This window comes from Flavobacterium noncentrifugens (genome assembly GCF_900100375.1).
GTDB lineage: Bacteria > Bacteroidota > Bacteroidia > Flavobacteriales > Flavobacteriaceae > Flavobacterium > Flavobacterium noncentrifugens.
The window spans coordinates 968,319-993,581 of record NZ_FNEZ01000002.1 but is presented as its reverse complement, the minus strand read 5'-3'; the positions used below and the strand labels follow the sequence as shown (position 1 = coordinate 993,581).

General features: G+C 39.3%; 27 protein-coding genes. 21 read left to right on the top strand and 6 right to left on the bottom strand.

The genetic code is table 11. The annotated features are described in order from the left end of the window. The first annotated feature begins 12 nt into the window (after positions 1-12). The 3 genes from BLS32_RS09205 to BLS32_RS09195 are packed head-to-tail and all read left to right on the top strand — an operon-like array spanning position 13 to position 2,362. The gene (locus BLS32_RS09205) at positions 13-936 is read left to right on the top strand and encodes an FAD:protein FMN transferase (RefSeq protein ID WP_091394400.1); all 924 of its coding nucleotides are present in this window, start codon (positions 13-15) and stop codon (positions 934-936) included. A gap of 38 nt (positions 937-974) precedes the next feature. Next, positions 975-1,166 (top strand): DUF4266 domain-containing protein, encoded by a 192-nt coding sequence (locus BLS32_RS09200; protein ID WP_091394752.1) that lies wholly within the window; start codon positions 975-977, stop codon positions 1,164-1,166. A gap of 17 nt (positions 1,167-1,183) precedes the next feature. Next, positions 1,184-2,362, top strand: a complete 1,179-nt coding sequence (locus BLS32_RS09195; protein ID WP_091394397.1) for a DUF3570 domain-containing protein — start codon at positions 1,184-1,186, stop codon at positions 2,360-2,362. Positions 2,363-2,452: 90 nt separating this feature from the next. On the opposite strand, the gene BLS32_RS09190 is transcribed toward BLS32_RS09195, so the two are convergent. Further along, on the bottom strand, positions 2,453-3,718 hold the full coding sequence (locus BLS32_RS09190) for a sensor histidine kinase (protein ID WP_091394394.1): 1,266 nt from the start codon (positions 3,716-3,718) through the stop codon (positions 2,453-2,455). Beyond that, complete coding sequence (locus tag BLS32_RS09185; RefSeq protein ID WP_091394393.1) at positions 3,715-4,395, bottom strand: response regulator transcription factor; 681 nt, start codon at positions 4,393-4,395, stop codon at positions 3,715-3,717. Before BLS32_RS09185 ends, BLS32_RS09190 begins: the two co-directional genes overlap by 4 nt. 232 nt (positions 4,396-4,627) lie before the next feature. Here BLS32_RS09185 and BLS32_RS09180 point away from each other — a divergent pair, with 232 nt between their 5' ends. The 13 genes from BLS32_RS09180 to arsB all read left to right on the top strand — a co-directional run bounded on the left by BLS32_RS09180 (position 4,628) and on the right by arsB (position 13,223). Next, positions 4,628-5,149: an ankyrin repeat domain-containing protein gene (locus tag BLS32_RS09180; protein WP_091394390.1), complete on the top strand. Its 522-nt coding sequence runs from the start codon at positions 4,628-4,630 to the stop codon at positions 5,147-5,149. 28 nt (positions 5,150-5,177) lie between these two features. Further along, positions 5,178-5,948, top strand: coding sequence for a T9SS type A sorting domain-containing protein (locus BLS32_RS09175; RefSeq protein ID WP_091394387.1), 771 nt, complete (start codon positions 5,178-5,180; stop codon positions 5,946-5,948). 8 nt (positions 5,949-5,956) lie between these two features. Beyond that, positions 5,957-6,346: an OB-fold protein gene (locus tag BLS32_RS09170; protein ID WP_170227552.1), complete on the top strand. Its 390-nt coding sequence runs from the start codon at positions 5,957-5,959 to the stop codon at positions 6,344-6,346. A gap of 8 nt (positions 6,347-6,354) precedes the next feature. Next, a complete protein-coding gene (locus BLS32_RS09165) occupies positions 6,355-7,215 on the top strand; it encodes a DUF5777 family beta-barrel protein (protein WP_091394382.1) in 861 nt (286 codons plus the stop codon). Between the two features lie 16 nt (positions 7,216-7,231). Continuing rightward, positions 7,232-7,561 (top strand): cytochrome c family protein, encoded by a 330-nt coding sequence (locus BLS32_RS09160; protein ID WP_139171723.1) that lies wholly within the window; start codon positions 7,232-7,234, stop codon positions 7,559-7,561. Positions 7,562-7,570: 9 nt separating this feature from the next. Next, positions 7,571-8,116, top strand: coding sequence for a YceI family protein (locus tag BLS32_RS09155; RefSeq protein ID WP_091394376.1), 546 nt, complete (start codon positions 7,571-7,573; stop codon positions 8,114-8,116). Positions 8,117-8,287: 171 nt separating this feature from the next. After that, entirely contained in the window at positions 8,288-9,040 is a 753-nt protein-coding gene (locus tag BLS32_RS09150) for a phosphatase PAP2 family protein (protein ID WP_091394373.1), read from the top strand. Positions 9,041-9,372: 332 nt separating this feature from the next. Then, positions 9,373-9,801 (top strand): helix-turn-helix transcriptional regulator, encoded by a 429-nt coding sequence (locus BLS32_RS09140; RefSeq protein ID WP_091394368.1) that lies wholly within the window; start codon positions 9,373-9,375, stop codon positions 9,799-9,801. A gap of 136 nt (positions 9,802-9,937) precedes the next feature. Next, the gene (locus tag BLS32_RS09135) at positions 9,938-10,456 is read left to right on the top strand and encodes a nucleotidyl transferase AbiEii/AbiGii toxin family protein (protein WP_245699375.1); all 519 of its coding nucleotides are present in this window, start codon (positions 9,938-9,940) and stop codon (positions 10,454-10,456) included. A 198-nt stretch (positions 10,457-10,654) separates the two neighbouring features. Further along, positions 10,655-10,972 (top strand): ArsR/SmtB family transcription factor, encoded by a 318-nt coding sequence (locus tag BLS32_RS09130; protein ID WP_091394365.1) that lies wholly within the window; start codon positions 10,655-10,657, stop codon positions 10,970-10,972. A 43-nt stretch (positions 10,973-11,015) separates the two neighbouring features. Continuing rightward, positions 11,016-11,486 (top strand): DUF6428 family protein, encoded by a 471-nt coding sequence (locus BLS32_RS09125; protein WP_091394362.1) that lies wholly within the window; start codon positions 11,016-11,018, stop codon positions 11,484-11,486. Between the two features lie 25 nt (positions 11,487-11,511). Beyond that, the gene (locus BLS32_RS09120; RefSeq protein WP_091394359.1) at positions 11,512-12,144 is read left to right on the top strand and encodes an arsenate-mycothiol transferase ArsC; all 633 of its coding nucleotides are present in this window, start codon (positions 11,512-11,514) and stop codon (positions 12,142-12,144) included. Positions 12,145-12,146: 2 nt separating this feature from the next. Then, positions 12,147-13,223: an ACR3 family arsenite efflux transporter gene (gene arsB / locus BLS32_RS09115; RefSeq protein ID WP_091394355.1), complete on the top strand. Its 1,077-nt coding sequence runs from the start codon at positions 12,147-12,149 to the stop codon at positions 13,221-13,223. Positions 13,224-13,376: 153 nt separating this feature from the next. Here arsB and BLS32_RS09110 read toward each other — a convergent pair whose 3' ends face one another. Then, a complete protein-coding gene (locus tag BLS32_RS09110) occupies positions 13,377-14,063 on the bottom strand; it encodes a Crp/Fnr family transcriptional regulator (protein WP_139171722.1) in 687 nt (228 codons plus the stop codon). 119 nt (positions 14,064-14,182) lie between these two features. Here BLS32_RS09110 and BLS32_RS09105 point away from each other — a divergent pair, with 119 nt between their 5' ends. From BLS32_RS09105 to BLS32_RS09085, 5 genes are all read left to right on the top strand, one after another. Beyond that, positions 14,183-15,103 (top strand): universal stress protein, encoded by a 921-nt coding sequence (locus BLS32_RS09105; RefSeq protein ID WP_091394349.1) that lies wholly within the window; start codon positions 14,183-14,185, stop codon positions 15,101-15,103. Positions 15,104-15,172: 69 nt separating this feature from the next. Beyond that, positions 15,173-16,915, top strand: a complete 1,743-nt coding sequence (locus tag BLS32_RS09100; protein ID WP_091394343.1) for an APC family permease — start codon at positions 15,173-15,175, stop codon at positions 16,913-16,915. 53 nt (positions 16,916-16,968) lie between these two features. Then, positions 16,969-18,120 carry a Na+/H+ antiporter NhaA gene (nhaA, locus tag BLS32_RS09095; RefSeq protein WP_091394337.1) on the top strand — a complete coding sequence of 384 codons (1,152 nt, stop codon included), beginning with the start codon at positions 16,969-16,971 and terminating at the stop codon, positions 18,118-18,120. Beyond that, complete coding sequence (locus BLS32_RS09090; protein ID WP_091394333.1) at positions 18,113-19,438, top strand: TIGR00341 family protein; 1,326 nt, start codon at positions 18,113-18,115, stop codon at positions 19,436-19,438. The genes nhaA and BLS32_RS09090 overlap by 8 nt, the downstream gene beginning before the upstream one ends. 50 nt (positions 19,439-19,488) lie before the next feature. Further along, positions 19,489-21,273: a chloride channel protein gene (locus BLS32_RS09085; protein WP_091394330.1), complete on the top strand. Its 1,785-nt coding sequence runs from the start codon at positions 19,489-19,491 to the stop codon at positions 21,271-21,273. Between the two features lie 999 nt (positions 21,274-22,272). Here the strand turns inward: BLS32_RS09085 and BLS32_RS09075 are convergent. The 3 genes from BLS32_RS09075 to BLS32_RS09065 form a co-directional block, all read right to left on the bottom strand. Then, positions 22,273-23,130: a DUF808 domain-containing protein gene (locus BLS32_RS09075; protein ID WP_091394324.1), complete on the bottom strand. Its 858-nt coding sequence runs from the start codon at positions 23,128-23,130 to the stop codon at positions 22,273-22,275. A gap of 75 nt (positions 23,131-23,205) precedes the next feature. Continuing rightward, positions 23,206-24,402: a hypothetical protein gene (locus tag BLS32_RS09070; RefSeq protein WP_091394322.1), complete on the bottom strand. Its 1,197-nt coding sequence runs from the start codon at positions 24,400-24,402 to the stop codon at positions 23,206-23,208. Then, positions 24,386-25,162: a hypothetical protein gene (locus tag BLS32_RS09065; protein ID WP_139171721.1), complete on the bottom strand. Its 777-nt coding sequence runs from the start codon at positions 25,160-25,162 to the stop codon at positions 24,386-24,388. Before BLS32_RS09065 ends, BLS32_RS09070 begins: the two co-directional genes overlap by 17 nt. Positions 25,163-25,263: the final 101 nt, after the last annotated feature.

The window sequence follows — 25,263 nt, the reverse complement described above, 5'->3', positions numbered from 1 at the left end:
ATTGACAACGCCATGCAGAAATTTTCACAATCCCTGAAATTGATGGGCAACAATTTTACCATAACGGTCGTTGCCGAAAACAATAATATCGGGACTGAAAACATCAATCTGGCTGTAGCCGAAATCAAAAGGATCGAACAGCTTTTTACGACATTCAAGCCCGACAGCCAGACAAACCTGATCAATGAAAACGCCGGAATTACAGCTGTAAAAGTCGATTCTGAAGTCTTTAACCTAATCGAAAGAAGTATCGGGATTTCTAAAATTACGCAAGGCGCTTTTGATATTTCTTACGGAAGCATCGACAAAACGCTTTGGAATTTTGACAAATCAATGACCAAACTCCCCGATGCGGAAACCGCCCGAAAGATGGTTCACCTGATCGACTACAGAAATATTATTTTGGATAAACAAAACAGGACCGTTTTTTTAAAAGAAAAAGGCATGCGCATCGGGTTTGGCGGCATCGGAAAAGGCTACTCGGCTGAAATGGCTAAAAAGATTTTGGTCGATAATGGGATCAGCAGCGGCATCATCAATGCAAGCGGCGACCTTTCGGCCTGGGGATTACAGCCAAACGGCAAGCCATGGACGATCGGGATTGCAAACCCTGATTTTCCGCAGGCTGCTTTTTCGTATCTGGAAATTTCAAACAAAGCAGTGGCGACTTCCGGCAATTATGAAAAATACGTCAAAATCGGAGGCAAGAAATATTCGCATACGATCGATCCCAAAACAGGTTTGCCGATTACCGGGATCAAAAGTGTGACGATCATTAGTGAAAACGCCGAATTTGCCGATGCGATGGCCACGCCGATTGCGGTTATGGGCATCAGCGCGGGACTTTTCCTGATTGACCAAATTGCGGATTTGCATGCCATCATCATAGACGACAACAATAAAATTTACACTTCAAAAAACATTAACCTCAAATGAAAAAAACAAATCCCAAACAATTGATTTTGTATGGTTGCATGGCCGCTTTCGGACTTTCAATGGCTTCCTGCGAATCTGTAAAAGAATACCAGAAAGGAAAAATCAATGATTCCGAAATGGTCTTATCCAACAGGAAAATCGAGAAAACCGAACTCAGTTTCCAATCCTACCGCGAAGGCGCTTCCGGAGCAAATGCAGGAAAAAGCGGCGGCGGTTGCGGCTGTAATTAATTTCAGATACCAAACAAATGAAAAGAATCATCATTACCGGATTTGCCCTGCTCGGATTGTTGCGTTTGTCGGCACAAACCACCCCAACCGATTCGACGGGCTACAAAAGCACCAAGCTCAAAGTTGACGAAATCAACCTGGTTTCGAGCTATTACAAACAGGACGGAAACAATTCGGCCGTTACCGGCGGAATCGGATCTGAAAAATTAACCGATTTGTCCAATACGCTTGACGTAAAATTGTTAAAATACGGCAAAACCGGAATCAAGCATACTTTTGATATCGAAGCCGGAATCGATCATTATACTTCAGCTTCTTCGGATCAGATCGACCTTCAGGCCAATTCATCGGCTTCATCGGCAGACAACCGCTTTTATCCTTCGATTACTTACAGTCGCGAAAACGAGGAAAAAGGAAACACTTTAGGCATAGGATTGTCGTCTTCAACCGAATTTGATTACCAGTCTTTTGGTGGAAATGTGAGTTATTCCAAAAAGACCAAAGACAGAAACGGGGAATTCACAGCCAAGTTCCAGGCTTATCTCGATCAGGTAAAATTGGTTTTGCCGGTTGAACTCAGAACGTCTAACGGTTATGGAACCGAATCTAGGAACACTTTTGCAGGAACGCTAAGCTATTCGCAGATCGTCAACCAAAACCTTCAAATCATGTTTATGGCCGATGTGATTTCGCAAAGCGGTTACCTGAGCCTTCCCTTCCACCGCGTGTATTTCAATGACGGAACGGTCCATCAGGAAAATTTGCCGGACACCCGATTGAAGATTCCATTGGCAGTAAGAGCGAGTTATTTTCTTGGCGACAATGTGATTATTCGCGCGTATTACCGCTATTATTCGGATGACTGGAAACTAACTGCTCATACCGCTGATATTGAAGTGCCGGTAAAATTGTCTCCGTTTTTCTCCTTGAGCCCTTTTTACAGATACTATACGCAAAGTGCAGTCAAGTATTTTAACGCTTATGGCGCACATACCGCTGCTGAGGAATTTTACACCAGCAATTATGACTTGTCAAGGTTTAACAGCAGTTTCATGGGAATGGGCTTAAAGTTTACCCCAGCTAAAGGCGTTTTCGGGATTAAGCATTTCAATACCGTAGAATTGCGATATGGACATTATACGAAGACAACACAAATGACTTCGGATATTTTCAGCATCAACATCAAATATAAGTAATTCAAAACCAACACTTAGACAATCATTTTTGTCCAAATGGGTTTAAAACAAATCGCCAGACCATTTTTAAAAGTCCGGCGATTTTTTTATTTATTCTCTTTTAGCAATTGAAAAAATATGATTTTCGTTGTCATATTTATAAGTCAGAAACAATGCGTTTGTTTCTGCTATTTCCTTTGCAATCGCCAAACCAAGCCCGACAGAATCCTGAACTTGGGAATCTTTATTAAACCTTTCATACATGCCCGCAACTTTGAGCGAATCTGACTTGCCTGTATTTTGTATTATAAAACCTTGTTTATTTATGATGATAATGACACTTCCGCCTATATGATTATGCCTGATCGCATTTTGAATGAGATTATTGACCAGGATCTGGCACAAATCGGGGTTTGCATCTGTTAAAAAATCTTCGTCAAAATTTTTAAAAACATGAATGTTACCGTTCTTAATATGATCTTCAAAAAGACCCAGTGAATTGTTGACTTTCTTTTTAAAAGAAACCAACTCCTTTCCTGTAAATTGCCTGTTTTCAATTTTTGTGAGCAACAACAATGATCTGTTTATCTGAATTAATTTTGAACAAGCTTCATCGATTGCAACAATCAATTGGGCTTCGTTTTCTCCTAAATTCACAGATTGAATCAACAAATCTATTTTAGATTTTATGACAGCAAGCGGCGTGTGTATCTCATGTGAGGTGTTTTCGGTAAACCGCTTCTGACGCCCATAATCCGATATCATACTACCCATCATTGCCTTCAGGGATGTGTTGAGCACTTCAAACTCATTGATGCCTGTTTCGACAAAATTTGGAATCACTTTATCGCTTGCCTGAAATTTCTGAAGGTTATCTACGGCGGTGTAAAATGGCCTCCAAAGCCTTTTCGAAACATAAAAATTAATTACGATATAGATCAGCACCAAAAGAATGAGTACCGCCATCATCGATGTAAAAATACCTCCAATGAGCTGGTTTGATTCTAGTGTATTTCTCCAGATTTTTATCCTGTATTTTGTACCGCCCAGATTTATAATACTGGTAAGCATTCTGCCCTGCGAATATTCATTTTCTCTTTTATCCAAAAGAAGCGTATCTGAAAAAAGAGTCGATACCTGGGCATCTCCAGAAACTTCCCGAATGCTTACCTCGTTACTTTTTTTCAATAAATTCAGCGAGGCATTATCCCGAGTTTTTATCATTTGTACGACCTGTTGTTGCAAGTTTAACAAGACACCTTCATTGCTTTCCTCAATCTCCTCAGTGGCAATGCTAAAGCAGATGTAGCCCGATACAATCAATATCGGAATTCCAAAGGCAAAATAGAACAGGCTTGTTTTTGTAATGATTTTCATTCGCAGGTTTTAAAATTATATCCTATTCCGTAAATCGTATGAAGATAGTCTTCACAACCTTTTGACAGGAGTTTCTTCCTCAAATTCTTTACATGGGTGTAAATAAAATCATAATTATTAAACCCATCTGCATTATCACCCCATAAGTGTTCTGCCAGTGCGCTTTTGCTTACAACACGGTTTTTGTTGGCCATGAAATACAGCAACAGGTCATATTCTTTAATTGTGAGATTAACATAATCATTATTAACAAGAACACGTCTTTCATCTGGTAACACTTTGATCTCGTTGAAATTAATTTCAGTATCGCCATCGAAGTTTTTCCTTCGGACCAAAGCTTTGATCCGAGAGTTGAGTTCAGGCAAGTAGAAAGGTTTCGGCAGGTAGTCGTCGGCACCGAGATCAAGTCCATAAACTTTGTCGTCAAGAGAATTTTTGGCAGATATGATAATGATCCCTGCTTTCAAATGTTTCCTCTTGATTTGTTTGATCAAATCCAACCCGGAGCCTTTGGGGATGGTAATATCGATAAGCATGCAATCGTAATCGTACAAAGCAATCTTCTGTTCGGCCTGGACAAAGTCGCATGCTACTTCAACAATATTTCCTTCGGGTTCTAGGTATTGCTTGATGCTGTTCCGCAATTCGGGTTCATCTTCAATAAGTAAAATTTTCATATGACGATATTAAACTGTTGGCTTTAATAAATAAAGATTTCAAAGTAAACGAAAGATTCTATTGCAATTCTGTAGCAGCCATTTCCACACATCGAAAGGATAACTGGTGCTATTGCAATTTGGTCAATTTGCAATGAAGCATTCTTAAGAATAGATTAAGAATTACTTTTTACGGGTTTGCTTCAGATTTCAAATAGAATTCAGCTATAGGTTTGGTACAAATTCAGTCCTCATGAAAAAATACCTTCTTTTTTACTTCATCGTCTGCATTTCGATACAGGTGTTCGCGCAAAGTTCAGACGTGTTCGAGATAGCCAGAAATGGAACAGTCTTGCAAATGCAGGAATTCATCGGCAAACACAGCGAAAGTGTCAACAGCATTAATCCTGGTGGCTCATCCCCATTGATTCTGGCCGCTTATTACGGAAATGAAGGTACCGCTTTATTGCTATCGGATAAAGTTAAAGACATTAATTACAATTCTGGTAGAGGAACTGCGCTTATGGCTGCGGTGATGAACGGAAACCTTACCATCATAAAAAAACTGATCTCGGTAAACGCTGATTTGAATGCTTCAGACAATGAGGGCAAAACGGCGCTAATGTATGCGGTATATTTTAATAAAAATGAAATTGCAAAGGTCCTGATCGACAAAGGAGCCAATAAAAGTCTTAAAGACAAAGAAGGAAAAACGGCATTAGACGTCGCCCGATTCAATAAAAATACGACACTTAGCATACTGCTCGATCAATAATGCAAATACAAACCCAAAATCCAATACCATGAAAAAACTGCTATTGAGTGTCTTGACACTCCTGTCCCTAACCTGCTCTTTTGCCCAGCTTCGGTCTACCGGAGTGAAAACAATTGGAGCTATGACCATCAAAATTGATCTCGACCAAACGGCATCATTGGTAACCATGACTATGACCGGACCTTCGACAAAATGGTTAACTGTCGGGTTTAATGCCACAACAATGTCAAGCAATACGCCTATTGATTGTTTTACCTATACAACAATGATCTTAGACCAGCATCTTGCCGGAGGCCACAATCATGCCGTTACCGATGCGGTTGGTAACCTGACGCTGGTGAGTAATGCCGTTACAGGCACAACCCGAACAGTAGTAGCAACCAGACCGTTCAGTACCGGGGATGCCAATGACTTTGCATTTACCTATGCGCTAACCAACCTGAATATTATCTGGGCAGTTGGACCGTCAACAAATTTTAACTCAGAACACAATTCGCGCGGGGCGTCTTCGGTTGTCTTTAGTAACGTGTTGGGAACACAGGATTTTTCCCTTGCAGACCAGACCAATGTTTATCCAAATCCTTCCGATGGAAATTTCAACATCGAGAACAGTAAATTACTGCGTATCGAAACCGTTAGTCTTTATGATATACAGGCAAGATTAATCCGGGAAATAAAAGTGAATACTACCGAAGCTACAATTCCAATAGCAATGCCTGAACTGCCATCAGGAGTCTATTTTATTGAAATTGCAACTGCTGGTGACCGAAGCGTTAAAAAAATAAAAATCAATAAATGATAATCCCAATGAAAAAAACGTATAAAATAGTATCGGTTGCAGCGGTCATTTTAGCTTTTGGGCTATTCGGTGGCTATGCTTATGTAATGAAAGGTGGCTCACGGGACGTAAACACTGAAGAACCAGCGTATACACTAAATGCCGTTGATTTGATTGCCGATTTCAACAAGAATGCGGAAGATGCCAGCAAAAAATATTTGAACAAAACCATAGAAGTATCAGGAACCATTTCAGCCAGTGATGGCATAGACCTAACGCTGAACCAAAATATCATTTGCAATATGCAGCAAAAAAACGCATTAAAAAATGGTGTCCAAGCAAACATCAAAGGACGCTTACTCGGATTTGATGATCTCATGGGGGAAATCAAGCTCGACCAATGTTGCATCATTAAATAAAACCCGATATGAAAATTAAAAAAATTGCAACTTTTACATTCGCACTATTGACTTTTGGATACGTCCAGGCACAGGAAGACCTTTTAGGCCAACTCGATCAAAAGCCTGATAAAAAAGAAATTGAAACCACTGCTTTTAAAGGATTACAAGTGGTATCGATGCAGTCTACAAAGATGGCTGCAAAAGGCGAATTCTATTTCGTCATTTCGCACCGTTTTGGTGATTTGACCAACGGGCTCGACAATTTCTTCGGGCTGGACAATGCCTACACCAAACTCGGCGGGATTTACGGAGTGACCAACTGGTTTTCAGTCGGACTTTCCAGGCAAACCTATAATAAAGTATATGAGTTAACCGGAAAGTACAAACTGGCGGATCAGCAAATAGACGGATTTCCTGTAACCATTGTCGGGTACAATACAATGGATGTGAACACAAAATTAAGTACTGATGAATATCCCAACCTAAAAGGCAACAATCGTTTGGCATATACTACACAGTTGCCGATATCACACAAATTTTCGAATTCCTTTTCCCTTGAAGTCAACCCTGTATTCGTACACAAGAATCTTTATGATCCGTTAACCGAAAACAAAGACCAGTTTTTAATAGCATCTGGTGGCAGGTACAAGTTATCAAAAAGACTAAGCCTGAACTTGGAGTATGCTGCCCGGATTAATGCACCGGAACATGATGTATACCACAATCCGCTTTCCGTTGGGCTTGACATTGAAACAGGCGGCCACGTCTTTCAACTGCTTTTTTCAAACAGCCAGGCGATCAATGATGTGGCATTTTTCACCAATGCAACCGGAAAATGGAATGGTGGCGGGATTTATTTTGGTTTTAACATGTATAGAGTATTTTAATATGAAAGCAATAAAAATGATAACACTAGCATTTGTAGGTTTGCTTGTTGTGGCTTGTGAATCCAATACCTATGAAGAAGTATCAGTGGTTGTAGCGACACCTACATATACCAAGGATATTCAACCAATCATGAGTGCCAATTGCATCAGTTGCCACAGTACCGATGGCGGACAAGAGCCTTATCTGGAAAACTACGATCAGGTGAAAAATGCGATTATAAACAATGGTTTACTTGATGAAATTGCGGCACCTACCGGAGAAGGCATGCCCGAAGCGCAAAGAATGCCTCAAAGCAAGATTGATGCGGTGACAAGCTGGGCCAATAACGGATTCCCTAACCAATAACTACAAAAAATGAAAAAAACAGTCTTTTTGACATTCGCTTTAATTTTGGCCCATTCGGGCTTTTCACAGAAAGTGATCACGCGCTCTGGCGAGATCAAATTCGAGGCTTCCATGCCCGCGCTCGAGGAAATCGCAGCAGCAAATAATACCGTATCGTGCGTCTTTGATGAAACCACTGGCGAATTCGCCACACTTGCCCTGATGAAAGGGTTCCGCTTTAAAGTACCGTTGATGGAAGAACATTTCAACGAAAATTATGTCGAGTCGTCAACATACCCGAAGTCGACATTTAAAGGAAAGGTGCTCAATTTTGATGCTTCAAAGCTTGCTGCAGGAAAAAACACCTTCGATGTCGAAGGCGACCTTACGATGCATGGAGTAACCAAAAAAATAAAAAGCAAGATAACATTTATGGTTTCCGGGGATAATCTGAACGCTACAGGCAATTTTAGCATCAGGCCGACCGACTATAACATAGAAATTCCAAACCTTGTAAAAAGCAAGATCGCCGAAAATGTGAAAATTGCCTTCAATTTCATGCTTATGGGGAAATAACTTACCGATGATTTTTGAAAACAAAACTTCTGATGAAATAGTATCAATGTAAGCAGCTGAATGGCTGCTTTTTTTTTGGCACAATTTATCATGGATTTTATTAATTTGATAAATCAAGTGCTATTCATTTAGAAAACCTATCTTGGCAGCCAACAATCATCCATCTTCCAAATGACCAAAAGATTAAGCATAATCATGTCGCTGTTTTTTAGTTCCAGTTTCATGTTTGCTCAAATTCACACTGCCGACAGCATAGGAAAACCAAAGAACTTAAAATTTAAATATGAAGCTTTAATTATTCCAACTATACTGATCGGCTATGGAGCAATCGGACTGGAAAGCCATACGCTAAAAGATCTGAATTCCGGAACACGAAATGAATTGAAAGAGCATATTGATGAAAAGTTCACTATTGATGATATATCTCAATACACACCTTTCCTATCTGTTTATGCACTAAATACAGCCGGTATAAAAGGCAAGAACAACTTTAAAGACCGGTCAATTATTTTGGTTTCCGCTTATGTTATCATGGGTGCCACAGTAAATATTATCAAAACCACAGGGAATGAACTGCGCCCGGATGGAACATCCAACAATTCGTTTCCGTCAGGACATACCGCAACTGCTTTTATGGGTGCCGAATTTTTATATCAGGAATATAAAGATGTATCAATATGGTATGGAATTTCAGGTTATGTCGTGGCTGCAGGAACTGGATTTTTCAGGATGTATAATGACAGGCATTGGTTCAGCGACATCGCTGCCGGCGCAGGCATTGGTATATTGAGCACTAAAATCGCATACTGGATCCATCCACTACTGAAAAATTCGCTATTTAAGGATAGAGATAAACTTAACGGGATGATTGTGCCCATTTATAACGGAAAACAATATGGATTGGGAATCGTTATGGGTTTTTAAAAGTATTGCTGCAATTAAATCATCAAAGCAGATTATTGGTGATTCAGGCAAAGCAAGCATCATGGTCGTGGAAAACCTTCCCCAAGTAGGAGGCGTCAATCTTTACTTCACCAGCTTTTTTACAATCTCATTCACAATGCGCTCAAATTTTCAAAGCCTGATAATGCACCGTGGGTAATTATAGCCGCTTCAAAAAACACCATTTAAAATCTGGATCATGTTCGAGTCGCAGTCAAAGACAATGGTGTCAGCTTCGATGCAAAAAATGCGCTTAAAATATTTGATGCTTTTGAACGCTTGCACTCTAAAGACGAATTTGAAGGGGACGTGAATTGGGAAAAAGAAAGCTTAACCAGAGACCTTTCGCAATTTCACTTTCAGAACATCCACAAACTTTTAATGCTATCATTAAAGGAAAACGCGACCTCAATACTGCTATTGCCCTTAAAATTGAAAAGGCGCTGGACTTAGAAGAAGGAACCTTGGTAATGCTACAGGCTTTTTACGAAATCAAAAAAGAAAAGCAAAAAAATAATAATTTACGAAAACTTGACATTTCCGGTATCAGAAAGAATCTCTTCTGGGATACCGATATCTCGTCCATAGATTGGGACAGGCAATACAAAGCGGTTATACGTCGCGTATTTGAAAGAGGGAATTTTAGCGAGAAACGACAGGTAACACAATTTTACGGGGTTCCAAAGGTACGTTCGGTAATTGGTATATCTACTACCCGATCCAGTATTAAAAACAATATCTAAAAATCCTATGAGCTAATGTTTTGGAATACTGTAAACCCAACGCTGAAGCAATGCTTGGAAATACTAATGACGCTCTCAATTTGATGCGTTTAGACTAGTAGGTGGCACGGCATTGAGCCTTCACATCGGACATCGAATGTCCGTAGATATCGACTTATTTACGGATGCTGAATACGGATCACTAGACTTTGTCGTTTTGGAGGAAGTGCTAAAATCTACCTTTCCGTATGTGGATACAGGTTTTGGAGGAAATGTTGGTATGGGTAAATCGTATTTAATTGGAAAAGATAAAGAGAACAGCGTAAAACTAGACCTTTATTATAGTAACGATCCTTTTATACAAACAGCTACTATTATTGATGGCATCAGAATGGCAACCGTTGAAGAAATAATCGCGATGAAAGTTGATGTAGTCTTGCGCGAAGGGCGCAAAAAAGATTTTTGGCATTTACATGAATTATTGCCAGAGTATAATATCTCACAGATGTTAGCACTTCACAGAACAAGAAGTGAATTCACACATGACGAAACTGTTATTCTCCAGAATTTTAGAAATTTTGAAAGTAGTGACGATGATTTTGATCCAATATGCCTTAGAGGTAAAGAGTGGGAATTCATAAAAGAAGATATGATAAATGCGGTTTTAAATTTATAACCCTATTAAAACAGTCGGTTAAGCCAAAAATAGTTTTTTTTGGTAACTACATTATAGGTGTCAGCTGAAGCATTATATGTTTATCAATTAAGTTTCTTTATCACTACGTATTAAACTTCCCGCACTATTACACTTTTTGTATAATAACAAGTGCATATGAGAATATAAATCGTAATATTGCAATATAAATATACTACTATGGGAGCAACAAAAACAGACCATTTTACGGAACAGCAAAACGACCTTGCTGTAATAGCAAAAGCATTAGGACATCCAGCCAGAATTGCGATAATGGAATTCCTTTTGAAAGTAGACACCTGCATCTGTGGAGATATTGTAAATGAACTGCCGCTGGCACAGCCTACGGTAAGCCAACATCTGAAAGAACTCAAAAATGCAGGACTTATAAAAGGCAGCATCGAAGGAACTTCAATATGCTATTGCATTAATGAACCAGGCATCGAAAAAATAAAGGGCTTCTTTCAACACATTACTGAGCATTTAGAAAAGAAATGAGTGCTGCTAATTACGCGATTAACAATCTTCTAAAAATTTAAAAATGAAACTTTCTGAAATTAAAAATCATTTAGTCAATATGGAAGCGCTAACTTTTATGCTTCCAAACGGCACTTTTGTTCCACAAAATTTTCATGTAACTGAAGTTGGTTTGATTACCAAAAACTTCATCGACTGTGGCGGAACCGTTCGCAAGGAAACAGTAGTGAATTTCCAATTGTGGGAAGACTCTAATGATGAAGATCACAGGCTTAAACCAAACAAATTATTAAACATTATTTCATTATCTGAAAAAGTGCTTGGAATAAATGATTTCGAAATTGAAGTCGAATACCAGGAAAACACAATCGGTAAATATGAATTGGGTTTTAATGGCGAAAACTTCCTGCTCCTCAATAAACAAACCGCTTGCCTAGCTTCTGAACAATGTGGCATTCCTGCAGCAAAGCAAAAAGTAACCCTATCTGATAGGAATAATGAACCTTGCTGTACTCCGGATGGAAACTGCTGCTAATCGTTAACCACGTAGAACTAAAACAATGAATGCAACTGATCCCACTATTTTTCAGGAAATCGAAAAGGCAATCAGTACTTTTAATTTCGATACTATTTCCGAAAACCGCAAAATCACACTGCAACCTCTTATTGATTTTATTCGAGCCAAAGTAAACAACAAGAAAGAGATAAGATTAAATTTAATCTGCACCCACAATTCAAGGCGAAGCCACTTGTCTCAGGTTTGGGCGCAAACAGCGGCAGTGCATTACGGAATTGAAAATGTTTTTTGCTACTCTGGCGGGACTGAAGCAACCGCCATGTTTCCTATGGTAGCAGAAACATTAAAAAATTCAGGTTTTAAAATACAAACCCTTTCAGAAGGATCCAATCCGATTTACGCAATTAAATACGCTGAAAATGAACATCCTGTTATTTGCTTTTCCAAAACATATGACAATGATTTTAATCCAGAAAGCGAATTTGCAGCTATCATGACTTGCTCACAAGCCGACGGCGGCTGCCCTTTTATTCCCGGTGCGGAAAAACGCATACCGATAACTTTTGAAGACCCGAAAGCATTTGACAATACGCCGCAACAAAAGGAAATGTACCAAGAGAGAAGTTTGCAGATTGCAACTGAAATGTTTTATGTATTCTCACAAATTAAAAATTAAAGATGTCTGCAAATAATTGTGCTCCGGTAGCAGAACGCAAAAAATTAGGTTTTCTCGACCGCTTCCTTACCCTTTGGATATTCCTTGCAATGGCTATCGGTGTGGCTATCGGATATTTCATGCCCTCAAGTAGTGGCTTTATTAATTCGTTTTCAAGCGGAACGACTAATATTCCTTTGGCAATAGGATTAATCCTGATGATGTACCCGCCTTTGGCGAAAGTAAATTACAGCAAGATGGGCGAAGTGTTTTCAAATACGAAAGTGCTTGGTGCATCACTATTTCTGAATTGGGTTGTTGGACCAATATTAATGTTTGCTTTGGCGCTGCTTTTCCTCAAAGGCTATCCTGAATACATGATTGGCGTAATTCTGATCGGACTGGCCAGATGTATCGCAATGGTTGTTGTATGGAACGACCTTGCTGAGGGTAATCGTGAATATGCTGCCGGTTTGATTGCATTGAATAGTATTTTCCAAGTATTTCTTTACAGCGTTTACGCATATATCTTCATAACCATTTTACCTCCTTATTTTGGCTATCATGGCTTTAATGTCGAAATCAGTATCGGTCAAATCGCTGAAAGTGTGGGAATCTATTTAGGAATTCCGTTTGCATTGGGTTTTATCAGCCGAAACGGATTGATAAAAATGAAAGGTGAAGAATGGTTTCAGACCAAATATGTCCCATTCATTTCTCCCATAACGCTTATTGCGCTACTATTTACAATTGTGATCATGTTCAGCCTGAAAGGCGAACTGATTGTGCAGATTCCAATGGATGTGATTAGAATTGCAATTCCATTGGTTATTTATTTCACAATCATGTTTGTCGTAAGTTTTTTTACCGGAAAATATTTTGGTGCCGATTATTCTAAAAGTACATCTATTGCTTTTACCGCCACGGGCAATAATTTTGAATTGGCCATAGCAGTTGCAATTGGTGTTTTCGGAATTAACAGCGGTCAGGCGTTTGCGGGTGTAATTGGTCCGCTGGTTGAAGTTCCGGCATTAATTGCATTGGTCAACTTGGCATTTTGGTTCAGGAAAAGATATTATAACAATCAAAACGCAGCGTAGTAGAACAAAAAAGCTCCGATAATATAACATTACGTTAGAGTTCTTGATAAGAAAGTTAGTGAAGATATGCAGAACTTAAGAGCGAAATTTGTTACCAATACATCATTAATGCGAGTCAGCGGTTAATAAAATATAATTTAAACTCTTGAGTTATTAAAACCTCTCAGCGATAATTTCCAACATCTGGACATCAATAACCTCAAACACTCTTCCTTCATTTCTTATAATCCCCTGCTCTGCAAAAAAGCTAAGTACGCGAACAACAGTTTCTTCAGTTGTTTCTGTATATCTTGCAATATCTGATTTGGTCATTGTGATTTCCGATATACCTTCACTAGTTTTATACTTTTCATCTAAAATCAAAAGGATTAATGCGATTTTTTCTTTAGCTGATTTGTGCGACAGCGAAGACATTAAGTTTATCCAAACATTAAATTCGTAACTCAGGATTTCTATAAGGTTAAAAGACAACTGCGAAGATTTCCTGACAATACTTTTAAATCCTGTTCCTTCATAAATTTCCAACTCACTGTCTTCTAAAAAGCTTGCGCTGACAGGATTCATTTCATTACTTAGTAAAGGTCTAAATCCAAAATATTCTCCGTCTGTGTAGATATAGAAAATTCGCACTTTACCGTCAGGATTCAATTGCTCGATCTTTACTTTACCTTTTTTCAGGAAATAAACTGCCTTTGGATTTGTGTTTTCTTCATAAAGAATTTCACCTTTTGAAAATAGGGCAACTGTTTTAATTTTCTTTAGATCGACTTCTGTTTTCTGACTAATGCCATCAAAAATATGATCGCTTTTAAAATGGTATTTTGATATTGTAAAACTCATGATTTCGGTATTAAGGTTGACAGCGGTCAACTTCGAGCAGAAAATAGGAAAGTATCTTTGCACTACTTCAAGTGCATCGCAAAATTGTCAACCGTTTTGCATCTACAAAAATAGTGATTATGGATTTTAAAATACAAAAGATATGCGTTCCGATGAATTTTACGGAAACAGCAAGCAACGCGCTGCGCATGGCTGTCAGAATTGCAGTTGCTAATAAAGCGCAATTGAATATCATCCACGTAATTAAACCTATGAAGCTGGAACAATTCGCGAACGTTCACCAAAAAGTCGTTGCTATGTTAAAAAGTGTGGTAACACGAACCATAAGTGACATGACTAAAGAAAGTTCCGATAAAATCGAAATCGTTACAATGACGATTAACTTCGAAGTAGAAATGGGAGATGTTGGTGCAATTATAAACGAATTTGAAAAGTCATCTAAAATAGACCTTACCATCATTGGAACCCATGGGGTAAGGAGCTTACAAGAAATGTGGAGTGGCACTACAGCGATGGAAATTTTGAAACATACGTCCTGCCCTGCATTAACAATCCCGTGTGAATTCAAAAATACTACAATCGATTCGGTTCTTTACCCAATCCGGAATACTGATGGTTACGCCACAAAGCTCGATTACCTCATTCCGTTTTCTATCAGAAGCAAATTGAAGCTTCACCTGGTAGCTATTTACAAAGTCAGTGATGTCGATGAAGTTTACGGCCTGACAAACAAATTAAAAGAAGTCAGGGACAATATTAATTCGGAAGATGTGACCGTATCTTACGAAATCATTGCCAGCGAATCAATATCCCGATCGATACTTGAAGCGGCCAAAAAAATGAAGGTGGATCTTATCGTGATGAACGCAACAATGGATAGGAAATGGTACGACCTTTTTACCAGTCACAGCTTTACCAACAGGATGATCAACGATTCAACAATTCCGATACTGTGCATCAAACCTGAACTATTAAAGCCACTAATGGAACGCGCCGATAAAACAAACAGAAAAAATGAGGTCTACATTCCAATCATGTAATATATAGTTGGTTTATAGCACTACGCATCGGCAAACATTGATTAACTTTATAAAAAAGCAATTTAAATAGTGACACAAACAATACACAAAAAACTTAATGAACTTCAGGCTACAGCGATTTGCGGAAACGATATCAGCTCTTCATGCTTATATGTCTCCGCGCTAACAATCGGATATGCCGGTCAGTACGCATGGATTTCACTATTGGTCGTTGCATTTGTGTTGTTCTTATTCCGGAAAATTTATGGTGAAGTTGTAGGCGCTTTGCCCCTAAATGGGGGCGCATATAATGTGCTGCTAAATACATCGAGCAAAAAAGTCGCTTCGTTTGCCGCAGTTTTAACCGTTCTTTCCTATATGGCAACAGCCGTGATTTCTGCCACGGAAGCGATGCATTACCTTCATACTATTTTTTCAGGCATTAATGTGATGATTGTCACGGTTATAGTACTGATCCTTTTTACTGCATTGGCGATTATTGGTATCGGCGAATCTGCTGTAGTTGCTGTTGTTATTTTTCTAATCCACCTGCTTTCACTTTCGTTGCTTGTGATCGTTTCCGTTATTTTCCTGTTTTCAAACGGGTTGGAAACGTTTCACATCAATTGGGAAATCCCGATAACTGGACATAGTTTAGTTTACGTTTTGTTTCTGGGCTTTTCTGCGGCGATGCTTGGAATCTCAGGTTTTGAAAGTTCAGCAAACTTTGTCGAGGAACAAAAGCAAGGCGTATTTCCAAAAACGCTTCGGAATATGTGGGCGATTGTCAGTTTTTTTAATCCTGCAATTGCAATATTATTGATTGCAATCATTCCTATTGCTGAATTGAATGGACACAGGGAATCGTTGTTATCATTTCTTGGGCACACTACAGGCGGTGAATGGCTCGCATTTCTTATTTCGATTGATGCAGTATTAGTGCTTTGCGGCGCAGTGCTGACTTCATTCGTTGGTGTTTCAGGACTTTTAAAACGGATGACATTAGACAGGATTTTACCCAATTATTTCCTCAAAGAAAATAAGCGCGGTTCAAATTACCGTATCATCATTACTTTCCTGATATTATGCATTTCCGTATTATTGGTTACACAAGGACATCTTGAATCCCTCGCGGGCGTGTATACATTCTCTTTTCTTGCCGTAATGGCGCTTTTTGGAATTGGAAATCTATTATTAAAATTCAAGCGGCGCAAATTACCAAGGCCTGAAAAAGCACGTGGCTTGGCTGTTGTTTTGGCAATAGGTTTTATAGTAGCTGCTTTTGCCGGCAATATCATACTCAATGAAGCGGCTTTTGAAACATTCATTAAATATCTTATTCCTGCAATAATGTTTGTCGTCATTATGCTCAGTCGGTCAGTTATTATTCAGTTAGGACTTGATGGGCTGGAATATTTTTATAAACCGATCAGGAAATTCGCGATTATTGGAAACAGATATCTGAAGAAAATGCACGATAAAATCCATGCCCAGGAATTTGTGTTCTACACCAAAGGCGATGACGTAGCAATTCTAAACAAAGTCATGCAGTATGTGCAAAATAATGAAACCACGAAAAAACTCAAAATCGTAAACGTCAAAAAAGAAACCGAATCGAATGAGGCTTTAAAGATCGATCTTGAAGTGCTCGACAGGGCTTATCCTGAAATCCATATCGAATTCATAGAAATCGATGGTGTCTTCGGGCCAGATTTAATAGACGAACTTTCCAATAAATGGAACATCCCTAAAAATTTTATGTTTATCGGTTCTCCGGGAGACCGGTTTTCGTACAAGGTGTCTGAATTGGGTGGTGTCCGACTCATCATGTGACAAATGATAAAATTACCTAATATAAACCAACACGATTAACCCTTAATATACGAATGAAGCTAACAAAACTCTTTAAAGATTTCTTCCAAAATGAAAAGACCGCTGGTATCATTTTGATTCTCTGCACATTGGTATCATTGACGCTTACCAATTGCGGAATGGAAAGTTATGCCCATTTCTGGCACAGTCCGTTGTCAGGGCAAACAATCGAATATTGGATCAATGACGGCTTAATGACAATTTTCTTTTTACTGATTGGCCTGGAACTGGAACGTGAAATCTACCTCGGTGAGCTTTCAAATATAAAAGATGCCATGCTACCCATTTTTGGCGCAATTGGCGGAATGCTAGTTCCCGCCGCCTTATTCCTAGTTTTTAATTTCGGATTGGAAACGCAGTCCGGAGCCGGGATACCAATGGCTACCGATATCGCTTTCGCATTAGCAATATTGGCATTGCTCGGCAATCGGGTTCCAACCGCTTTGAAAATATTCTTGACTGCCTTAGCCGTAATCGACGATTTGGGCGCGATTTTGGTCATTGCCTTTTTCTACACTAAAACAATCGCATTCACCAATCTTTTCATTTCACTAGGGATATTTGGCATACTTTTGATTTTTAACCGACTCAAAATCAGGAACCTGTTTCCGTATTTAATTGGTGGAATTGCTATGTGGTACTTCATGCTGCACTCTGGAGTACATGCAACAATCACCGGGGTTTTATTGGCCTTCGCCATTCCGTTCGGAAATGGTGACGAAAAATCAACCTCCTATATTTTACAACATTTCCTTCACAAACCAGTTTCGTTCATTATCCTGCCTTTATTTGCACTTGCCAACACAGCGATCCTATTGAGTTCCGATATTGGCGCAGTACTTACAGAACATTACAGTATTGGCATTGCGTTAGGGCTGATTGTTGGAAAGCCATTGGGAATTTTCCTGCTTACCTACTTGGCTGCAGCTTGCGGATTCTGCAAATTACCGGAAGATTTAACATGGAAATCGATTTTCGGTGTTGGCCTTTTGGGTGGAATCGGATTCACCATGTCCATATTTATAACATTGCTCGCGTTTGACGACCAAACGATCATCAGCAATGCCAAATTCATTATCCTGCTGTCTTCGCTCGTTGCAGCATTGGCAGGATTCATTTTCCTCAAATTCATACTCACCAAAGAAATCGTAGAAACAGATGAATAAGATACTCAACTTTATAAATCTCCATAAAGGCGAAGATGATCGTGCGAAAGTTCTGGAAAACGTCGTATCGAATATTTCCTTCCGCGGCTCTAATCTTTGGATTTTAGCTTGCGCTATTGTAGTTGCTTCGGTTGGCCTCAATGTAAATTCAACAGCGGTAATTATTGGCGCGATGCTTATTTCACCATTGATGGGTCCGATTGTCGGAGCTGGTTTTGGGTTGGGGATTTTTGATTTTGCACTGTTGCGGAAATCATTAAAAAACCTACTTATAGCGACGGTTGTAAGTTTGGTTGTGTCCACAATCTATTTCTATTTAAGTCCGTTTAAAGAAACCCAAACAGAATTACTGGCGAGAACTGCTCCAAACATATACGACATACTTATTGCTTTTTTCGGTGGATTGGTCGGAGTTATCGCTATCACTCGCGTCGAAAAAGGCAATCCGATTCCAGGAGTGGCGATTGCAACGGCTTTAATGCCGCCGCTATGTACGGCTGGTTACGGGTTGGCCATTGGAAATTTCAAATTTTTCCTTGGCGCACTATTTCTTTACACAATCAACTGTGTCTTTATCTGCATCGCAACGTTCATTATCGTTAAATATCTCAAATACACTCCCGTAAAACAAGTCGACTTAAAACGGCAAAAACAGGTAAAATATGCGATGACGTTCTTGATTATAGCATTAATGATTCCGAGCATCTATTTTGCTTTTAAACTTTACGAAGAAAAGAAGTACAATGAAAAAGTGAATAATTTCATCGAAAATGAATTCACCAATAAAGGCTTAACAATCCTTTATAAGAAAACCAGATATGTTACGCTACCGCACAAAATTGAATTGGCATTTCTCTCAAAAAAGTTTTCACCAAAAGAAGTAGCCGAACTCAATCAAAAGCTAAAATTCTATAAAATTGAAAATACCAAACTTCAGATCAGGCAGGATACTACTGATTTGAAAAGAGATATTCTTAACGAAATCGGTTCAGAAAAAGCGACACTAAATGAAAAGGACATTCTTATCGCAAAACTTAAAAAGGAAATTGCCAATGCCCGGATCGAAAATGCAAAGATTCTTCCAGAGATAAAAATACTTTTTCCCGAGATCAGCAATATCTCTATAGCGAAACATACATTTAACGAATCTACAGACAGTGCCAGGACAGTCCCAGTGATGGTATACCAGGTTCACAAGAAACTTCCAGTTTCCTCAAAACGCAAATTAGCCGCGTGGCTGAAAGAAAAACTTCAATCAAAGGAGCTTGAAATTTATGAAGAACAAATGCTCTTTGAAAATTCAAAAAAGAAAAAGTAGAAAAAATCTACCACAAGATCTTCAGGCCCAAATTTTCACAAACTTAAATAATGTTTAAAAAACAATTGCTCAGGCTAAAATCACTTTTGATTTGGGGCCAGGAAAAACTCACCAAAAAACAGTTCATATTTCTTGCCAGCGTACTAGTCGGAATTCTTTCAGCGACGGCGGTAATTCTGTTAAAGGCTTTTGCACATGCTGTATTTACCTTTGCGACTTACATCAATGCTACATTAAAGCTTAGCTTCATTAACAGCATTTTACCGGTGATCGGGATTGTGTTGACCGTATTCGTGATTAGAAGGCTTCTAGGCGGTTCTATCGAAAAGGGAACGTCACAAATTCTATACACAGTAGCAAAAAAGGCGAGCATCATTCCAAAAAAACAAATGTATGCACAAATCCTGACAAGCTCGCTGACTGTAGGGCTCGGTGGTTCCGCGGGTTTGGAGAGTCCGATAGTTGTGACGGGCGCGGCTTTCGGTTCAAACTTCGCGCAACAGTTTAAACTAAGCTATCAGGATCGAACATTACTCATTGGTTGTGGCGTAGCTGCAGGTATTGCCGCAGCATTTAATGCCCCGATTGCCGGTGTATTGTTCGCCATTGAAGTGCTGTTGGTCGACGTCAGTATTGCAGCTTTTACACCTATAATGATTGCCGCGGCTACCGGCGCGTTGGTATCTGCGGTAGTATTGAATGAAAATATATTACTGACGTTCAAGGGAAAACAAACTTTCGACTACCACAACATTCCGTTTTATATTTTATTAGGATTGTTTACAGGTTTTGTTGCAGTGTTTTATTACCGGAATTTTCAAAAAACAGAACATTATTTTGCCAAATTGAAATTCGGCCCTTATCAAAACGCAATTATAGGTGCGTCAATTTTAGGATTGATGATTTTTATTTTCCCTACACTTTTTGGAGAAGGATATGAAAGTATCAAAACTTTGGCAGATGTTGATCCGGGAAAATTACTCGATAACACACTTTTCAGCGATTTCAGAAACAATCATTGGATGTTGCTAATTTTTGTAGGTGCCACGCTGTTACTCAAAGCTTTTGCTACAGGCATTACGCTGGGCAGCGGCGGGAACGGTGGTAATTTCGCACCTTCTCTTTTTCTTGGCTCGTACACTGGCTTCTTCTTTTCAAAATTTCTGAACCTTACAGGATTGACCCATTTGCCCGTAAGTAATTTTACAATGGTGGGTATGGCGGGAATCCTGAGCGGACTTTTCCATGCGCCGCTAACAGCTATCTTTTTGATTGCGGAAATTACCGGAGGTTACGACCTGATGATTCCCCTAATGATTGTTGCTTCAATAAGCTTTGCAATTTCCAAAAGGTTTGAAAAACATTCTCTGGATGTAAAAGGCCTTGCACAAAAGGGGCATGTGTTTACGACGAACAAAGACACCAATATCCTCTGGACGATGGATACGGAGAAAATCATACAAACTGATTTCCTTACAGTTTCACCCAACGAGAACCTTGAAAGGCTTGTCGACTTGATTTCACATTCTAACCAAGTCATATTTGCAGCGGTCAATTCAAATAACGAAGTAGCAGGAATTGTTTATTTTAATGATGTAAGGGAAATAATATTTAACAGCCATAAAGTAAAATATACGGCAATAAGGGAAGTCATGGCTGAACCTGTTGTAATTGTGAACAATTTCGACAGTATGGAAATTGTGATGGCCAAATTCGAGAAAAGCAAGACAGCTTTCCTGCCAGTGGTGAAAGATGGAAAATATTTTGGCTTTATCTCAAAATCCGACGCGCTGGAAGCATACCGCAATAAATTGAAATCGATGGTGTTTGAATAGTATAGTATGTTGTTATTAAGAAAAAAATAGTACTTGGTAACGTCGATATCGAAAACCAATTCTCCCATTCTCATGTCTGGTTTCCTGCATATCACAAGGATTTTTATTCTTTAGTGCTTTCACAGACTTGTACGAAGCTTTGTTGTTGTACTTTTTAAGATAATTGAGATCGATACGCAGCCGCCGCTTGGGTTCAATACTGATCAAAAATTACTTCTTAAGCCTTACTCCTTTTATGTAAAATGTTTTATCATCGAAGATCTTTCCGCAGGTAAAATGCACGCATTGCTGTTCCGAAAATGAAAAAATAATGTAAAGGGACGCGAATGGTATGATATTGAATGGTATATCAAAAAAGGAGTAAAACTCGATTTTGTACACTTTTCTAATGCGAGCCAAGGATAGTGGCGACTGGAATAAGGAAACGCTTTCTGAAGCAGAATTCAGGCAACTTCTCTCAGAAAAAATCAATATGGTTACTTGGACTACATTAAAACAGACGCCGTCAGGTTTATCGAAAATCCCACAATACTTCATATTTGGTCCCCAAAGTATTTCCATGATTTAACCAAGCATTTAAAGATAAACGGCTGGTTTGATGGATTGTATTTTTATTATTATTATTTATTTTTAACAAACAAATCATATTTGCTAGCTAAGCAAGCGTAAAGAAACTAAAGGGTCGGTTAGTAAAGTTTGTACTACAACTAAATTCAATGAATAAACTTCACAGTAATTTAAGTAAGAGGCCTGTGAATATTGATTTTATTTCTCATATGTAATACAACCAAATAAATCATTCTAAATTTATTAGCAATTTATCTTTAAACTCAACCAAGAATGTTAAATTTTACCCCTCCGGAAAGATTATACGCAAAATAACAAATGATGTTTTTTCCTACGAAAATCTGGCGATTTTTGTACCCCATCTGTACCTCGATGGTTTTAAAGCACTATTAATAAAGGAAAGTTACTTTCTGCATTGGAAAGTAATATAAATTACCCTTTCCGCTTAAAAACTTTCCTAAAACCCAAAACAAACCCAACAACTAGCAATCCGGCAACCAATCCAAGCACAAATTCTTTAATTATGGATGGTAATGCCGGTAAAAAAGGATGCAAATATTTAATGTTGTGAACAAATATGCCACCTGCAACCAATATCAAAGCGATCGTACCTACAACAGACAAAAATTTAATCACTATCGGAAGCAGCTTTACAAGCAGATTGCCAAACTGCGCTAAAAAACCTTTGTTATTCGAACGCCTGATCAGGCTAAATCCCGCATCATCCATTCTAACGATTAGCGCCACAATGCCATAAACGCCAACAGTAGCCAAAAGCGCGACAATGCACACCGTAATGATTTGTATCGGCAGGGTTTTATCCAATACCGATCCCAATGCAATGATTACAATTTCTACAGACAATATAAAATCAGTCGTTACAGCCGATTTAATTTTGCTTTTCTCAGCATCGGCTTGATCATCTTCAGCTTCTTCAGCATGAACTGTCTCCGGTTTGTGGAAGAAATATTCCACAATTTTTTCGACACCTTCGTAGGCGAGGTAAAATCCGCCAAGAATCAGGATGAATTTTATGGCTATCGGAAAGAAAACATTCAGCAGCAAGGCAATCGGAATGATGATCAGTTTATTGAGTAAAGAGCCTTTCGTAATCGCCCAAAGCACAGGCAATTCTCTTGAAGATACAAATCCCGTCGCTTTCTCGGCATTGACAGCTAAATCATCACCTAATATTCCTGCCGTTTTTTGTGTTGCTATTTTACTTGTAGCCGCAACATCATCCATCAAAGAAGCGATGTCGTCTAAAATTGCAAAAAATCCTGATGCCATGTTTATTTTTTTTGATGCCTAGCAAAAATATACATAAAATCTGACAACATCCTTTCCAGCTTCTTATTTAAGATTTTACTTTTTCAACAATCGGATGACTTCCTGGCGGTTTTCAAAGTAAACGATGGCCAGGTATTGACCGGCAGCATAAGCATCCATGGCAATTCGACCGCTTTTATTTCCAACAGATTGAATGGCGATCGTCCGCCCCAGCACATCCGTAATTTTAATGGCCTTTACGACAGCATCCGCTTCAAAATTAAGATCGTGAACTACCGGATTCGGACCATAGCTGAAAATCGGTTTTACAAATTCGGCTGCAGCCAATGGATCAGAAACACAGGTCACCGTTGCATAAAAGCGCTCCTCTTCCCGATCGCTTTCCTCCGTAAAATATTGCAGGCACAAGGCACCTGTAGCATGTGTAGATGTCAATGCTGGCGGATTTTGTATGCTGCCCATAAAAGTACCAATAACAGGACTGTCAATATCCGGGCCGTCATAAACAACCACGCCTTCCGCAGCAGATGGCGTAGTCACATGTAAAAACTGGAGTGAAACCTTGTCTGTGGTATTTGCCGGATACAATGAAGTCTGGAAACTGTAGTTATCAAAGGCATTGAAACTGTTGTGATCGGTAATGGCTTCGCCGCAATACACGCCCGAAGTAAAGATATTCCCGCCATAAAGATAATCGCCGGCAATAGGATCATTACAAATCTGGCGCACTTCAAACACAATATTGCTTTTTGGTGGCAATCCTGTAATGATATACGGATTGGACGTGATTGTAATAAAGTTATTCGGTGGAATGCGGAATTGCCACGAAATAACATTAGGATTGTCGTCTACAATGGTCAGTTTTGCAGATGTCTGGCCGACTTTTGTAACCAAAAGCTTCGCGATTGAAGGCGAACAGTTTTCGCTGCAATTCGTACCCAGGCAAGTGCCGCTTTCTATTTTATTGATGATCAAAGCCGATGGCTGTGGTCCAAAACCAGCCGACAAAGCATCGGTACAATAGCTCATGATCGAGCCCATGCCTACTTCGGGAATAATGCGGTGCTCCGGATCATAACAGCCTGCGCCCTCACCTGTCGCGGCCCCGCAATCGTCTATTTGTGTCCAGTTGCCATTCCAAACACATTTGTGCGTATGCTGTGAACCCAGCAAATGGCCGCATTCGTGTGCGACGCTTTTGACTGTTGGCGAATAAATTGGAAAATCATTGATCTGGCTCAAATCTCCTGTTTCCTCATATGGCCCTTTCATTGGCAAATGCTGCGCTTACATTGTTGTGGATGGCCATCGCCCAGTCAATCGATTGGGTCATGTCTGAATTGTGGTTTACATAACTGTGGTATGGAAGTTCATAATACATCCGGACGCATTTGTCGGTGCTTTGCGGCGAATGGGCAGCAGGCTGTCTGTAAGAATTTGCAGGATGCATTCCAGTATCTGCCGTATGGCATTTCAACAATACATCAACAAGCAGTTTTTGTGTGCTGTAGATAATGTACTGGTCTATGTTGCTTGTAAGGACCAGCTTTCCGATGTTGATATCGCCATGAGCAGCACTCGAAACCACACCAATGACCTGATTTTTGAAAAAACTGAAAGCCACCAGCGACGCATTGTCACCGGCAATGATCCCGCGGTAAAATACGCCTTTTTGATAATCTGAATAATACCCTTTATCTGTTTGAATCTTATAATCGGCTGTCGTGATATTTGTTTGATACAAATCGACCGCAATCCATTCGTTATTAAAAGGAAAACGGATCCTGATGGTTTGCGGCTTTTGTGTTGCTATTGCAGCAAGGCCTGGCAAGGATAGTTTTGCAGAAGTATATTCGGGCAAAATGCCGTCATATTTTTTCAGGTCTGACGAAGTTTTCTCGAATAAACCATACTCCGGAAAAACATCCTTCATCTCGTGAAACCGTTGAACCATTGCTGCAATCGGTTTCAGAGGTGCGCCAAAACAAATACTGCTGATGCAAAACAAACAAAGGAGTAGTAATTTTCTCATATCCAAATATTTGCCTCCAATATATATAAAAAAATCGCGCAAAATATTTTTCGCACTTTTTATACTTTAATTTCCGGAATTCGTTATTTCGGCTAAAACAA

Coding starts and splice junctions, on each gene's coding strand:
- BLS32_RS09205 (WP_091394400.1), top strand. CDS start 13: ATGCAGAAATTTTCACAATCCCTGAAATTGATGGGCAACAATTTTACC.
- BLS32_RS09200 (WP_091394752.1), top strand. CDS start 975: ATGGCCGCTTTCGGACTTTCAATGGCTTCCTGCGAATCTGTAAAAGAA.
- BLS32_RS09195 (WP_091394397.1), top strand. CDS start 1,184: ATGAAAAGAATCATCATTACCGGATTTGCCCTGCTCGGATTGTTGCGT.
- BLS32_RS09190 (WP_091394394.1), bottom strand. CDS start 3,718: ATGAAAATCATTACAAAAACAAGCCTGTTCTATTTTGCCTTTGGAATT.
- BLS32_RS09185 (WP_091394393.1), bottom strand. CDS start 4,395: ATGAAAATTTTACTTATTGAAGATGAACCCGAATTGCGGAACAGCATC.
- BLS32_RS09180 (WP_091394390.1), top strand. CDS start 4,628: ATGAAAAAATACCTTCTTTTTTACTTCATCGTCTGCATTTCGATACAG.
- BLS32_RS09175 (WP_091394387.1), top strand. CDS start 5,178: ATGAAAAAACTGCTATTGAGTGTCTTGACACTCCTGTCCCTAACCTGC.
- BLS32_RS09170 (WP_170227552.1), top strand. CDS start 5,957: ATGAAAAAAACGTATAAAATAGTATCGGTTGCAGCGGTCATTTTAGCT.
- BLS32_RS09165 (WP_091394382.1), top strand. CDS start 6,355: ATGAAAATTAAAAAAATTGCAACTTTTACATTCGCACTATTGACTTTT.
- BLS32_RS09160 (WP_139171723.1), top strand. CDS start 7,232: ATGATAACACTAGCATTTGTAGGTTTGCTTGTTGTGGCTTGTGAATCC.
- BLS32_RS09155 (WP_091394376.1), top strand. CDS start 7,571: ATGAAAAAAACAGTCTTTTTGACATTCGCTTTAATTTTGGCCCATTCG.
- BLS32_RS09150 (WP_091394373.1), top strand. CDS start 8,288: ATGACCAAAAGATTAAGCATAATCATGTCGCTGTTTTTTAGTTCCAGT.
- BLS32_RS09135 (WP_245699375.1), top strand. CDS start 9,938: ATGTCCGTAGATATCGACTTATTTACGGATGCTGAATACGGATCACTA.
- BLS32_RS09130 (WP_091394365.1), top strand. CDS start 10,655: ATGGGAGCAACAAAAACAGACCATTTTACGGAACAGCAAAACGACCTT.
- BLS32_RS09125 (WP_091394362.1), top strand. CDS start 11,016: ATGAAACTTTCTGAAATTAAAAATCATTTAGTCAATATGGAAGCGCTA.
- BLS32_RS09120 (WP_091394359.1), top strand. CDS start 11,512: ATGAATGCAACTGATCCCACTATTTTTCAGGAAATCGAAAAGGCAATC.
- arsB (WP_091394355.1), top strand. CDS start 12,147: ATGTCTGCAAATAATTGTGCTCCGGTAGCAGAACGCAAAAAATTAGGT.
- BLS32_RS09110 (WP_139171722.1), bottom strand. CDS start 14,063: ATGAGTTTTACAATATCAAAATACCATTTTAAAAGCGATCATATTTTT.
- BLS32_RS09105 (WP_091394349.1), top strand. CDS start 14,183: ATGGATTTTAAAATACAAAAGATATGCGTTCCGATGAATTTTACGGAA.
- nhaA (WP_091394337.1), top strand. CDS start 16,969: ATGAAGCTAACAAAACTCTTTAAAGATTTCTTCCAAAATGAAAAGACC.
- BLS32_RS09090 (WP_091394333.1), top strand. CDS start 18,113: ATGAATAAGATACTCAACTTTATAAATCTCCATAAAGGCGAAGATGAT.
- BLS32_RS09085 (WP_091394330.1), top strand. CDS start 19,489: ATGTTTAAAAAACAATTGCTCAGGCTAAAATCACTTTTGATTTGGGGC.
- BLS32_RS09075 (WP_091394324.1), bottom strand. CDS start 23,130: ATGGCATCAGGATTTTTTGCAATTTTAGACGACATCGCTTCTTTGATG.
- BLS32_RS09070 (WP_091394322.1), bottom strand. CDS start 24,402: ATGAAAGGGCCATATGAGGAAACAGGAGATTTGAGCCAGATCAATGAT.
- BLS32_RS09065 (WP_139171721.1), bottom strand. CDS start 25,162: ATGAGAAAATTACTACTCCTTTGTTTGTTTTGCATCAGCAGTATTTGT.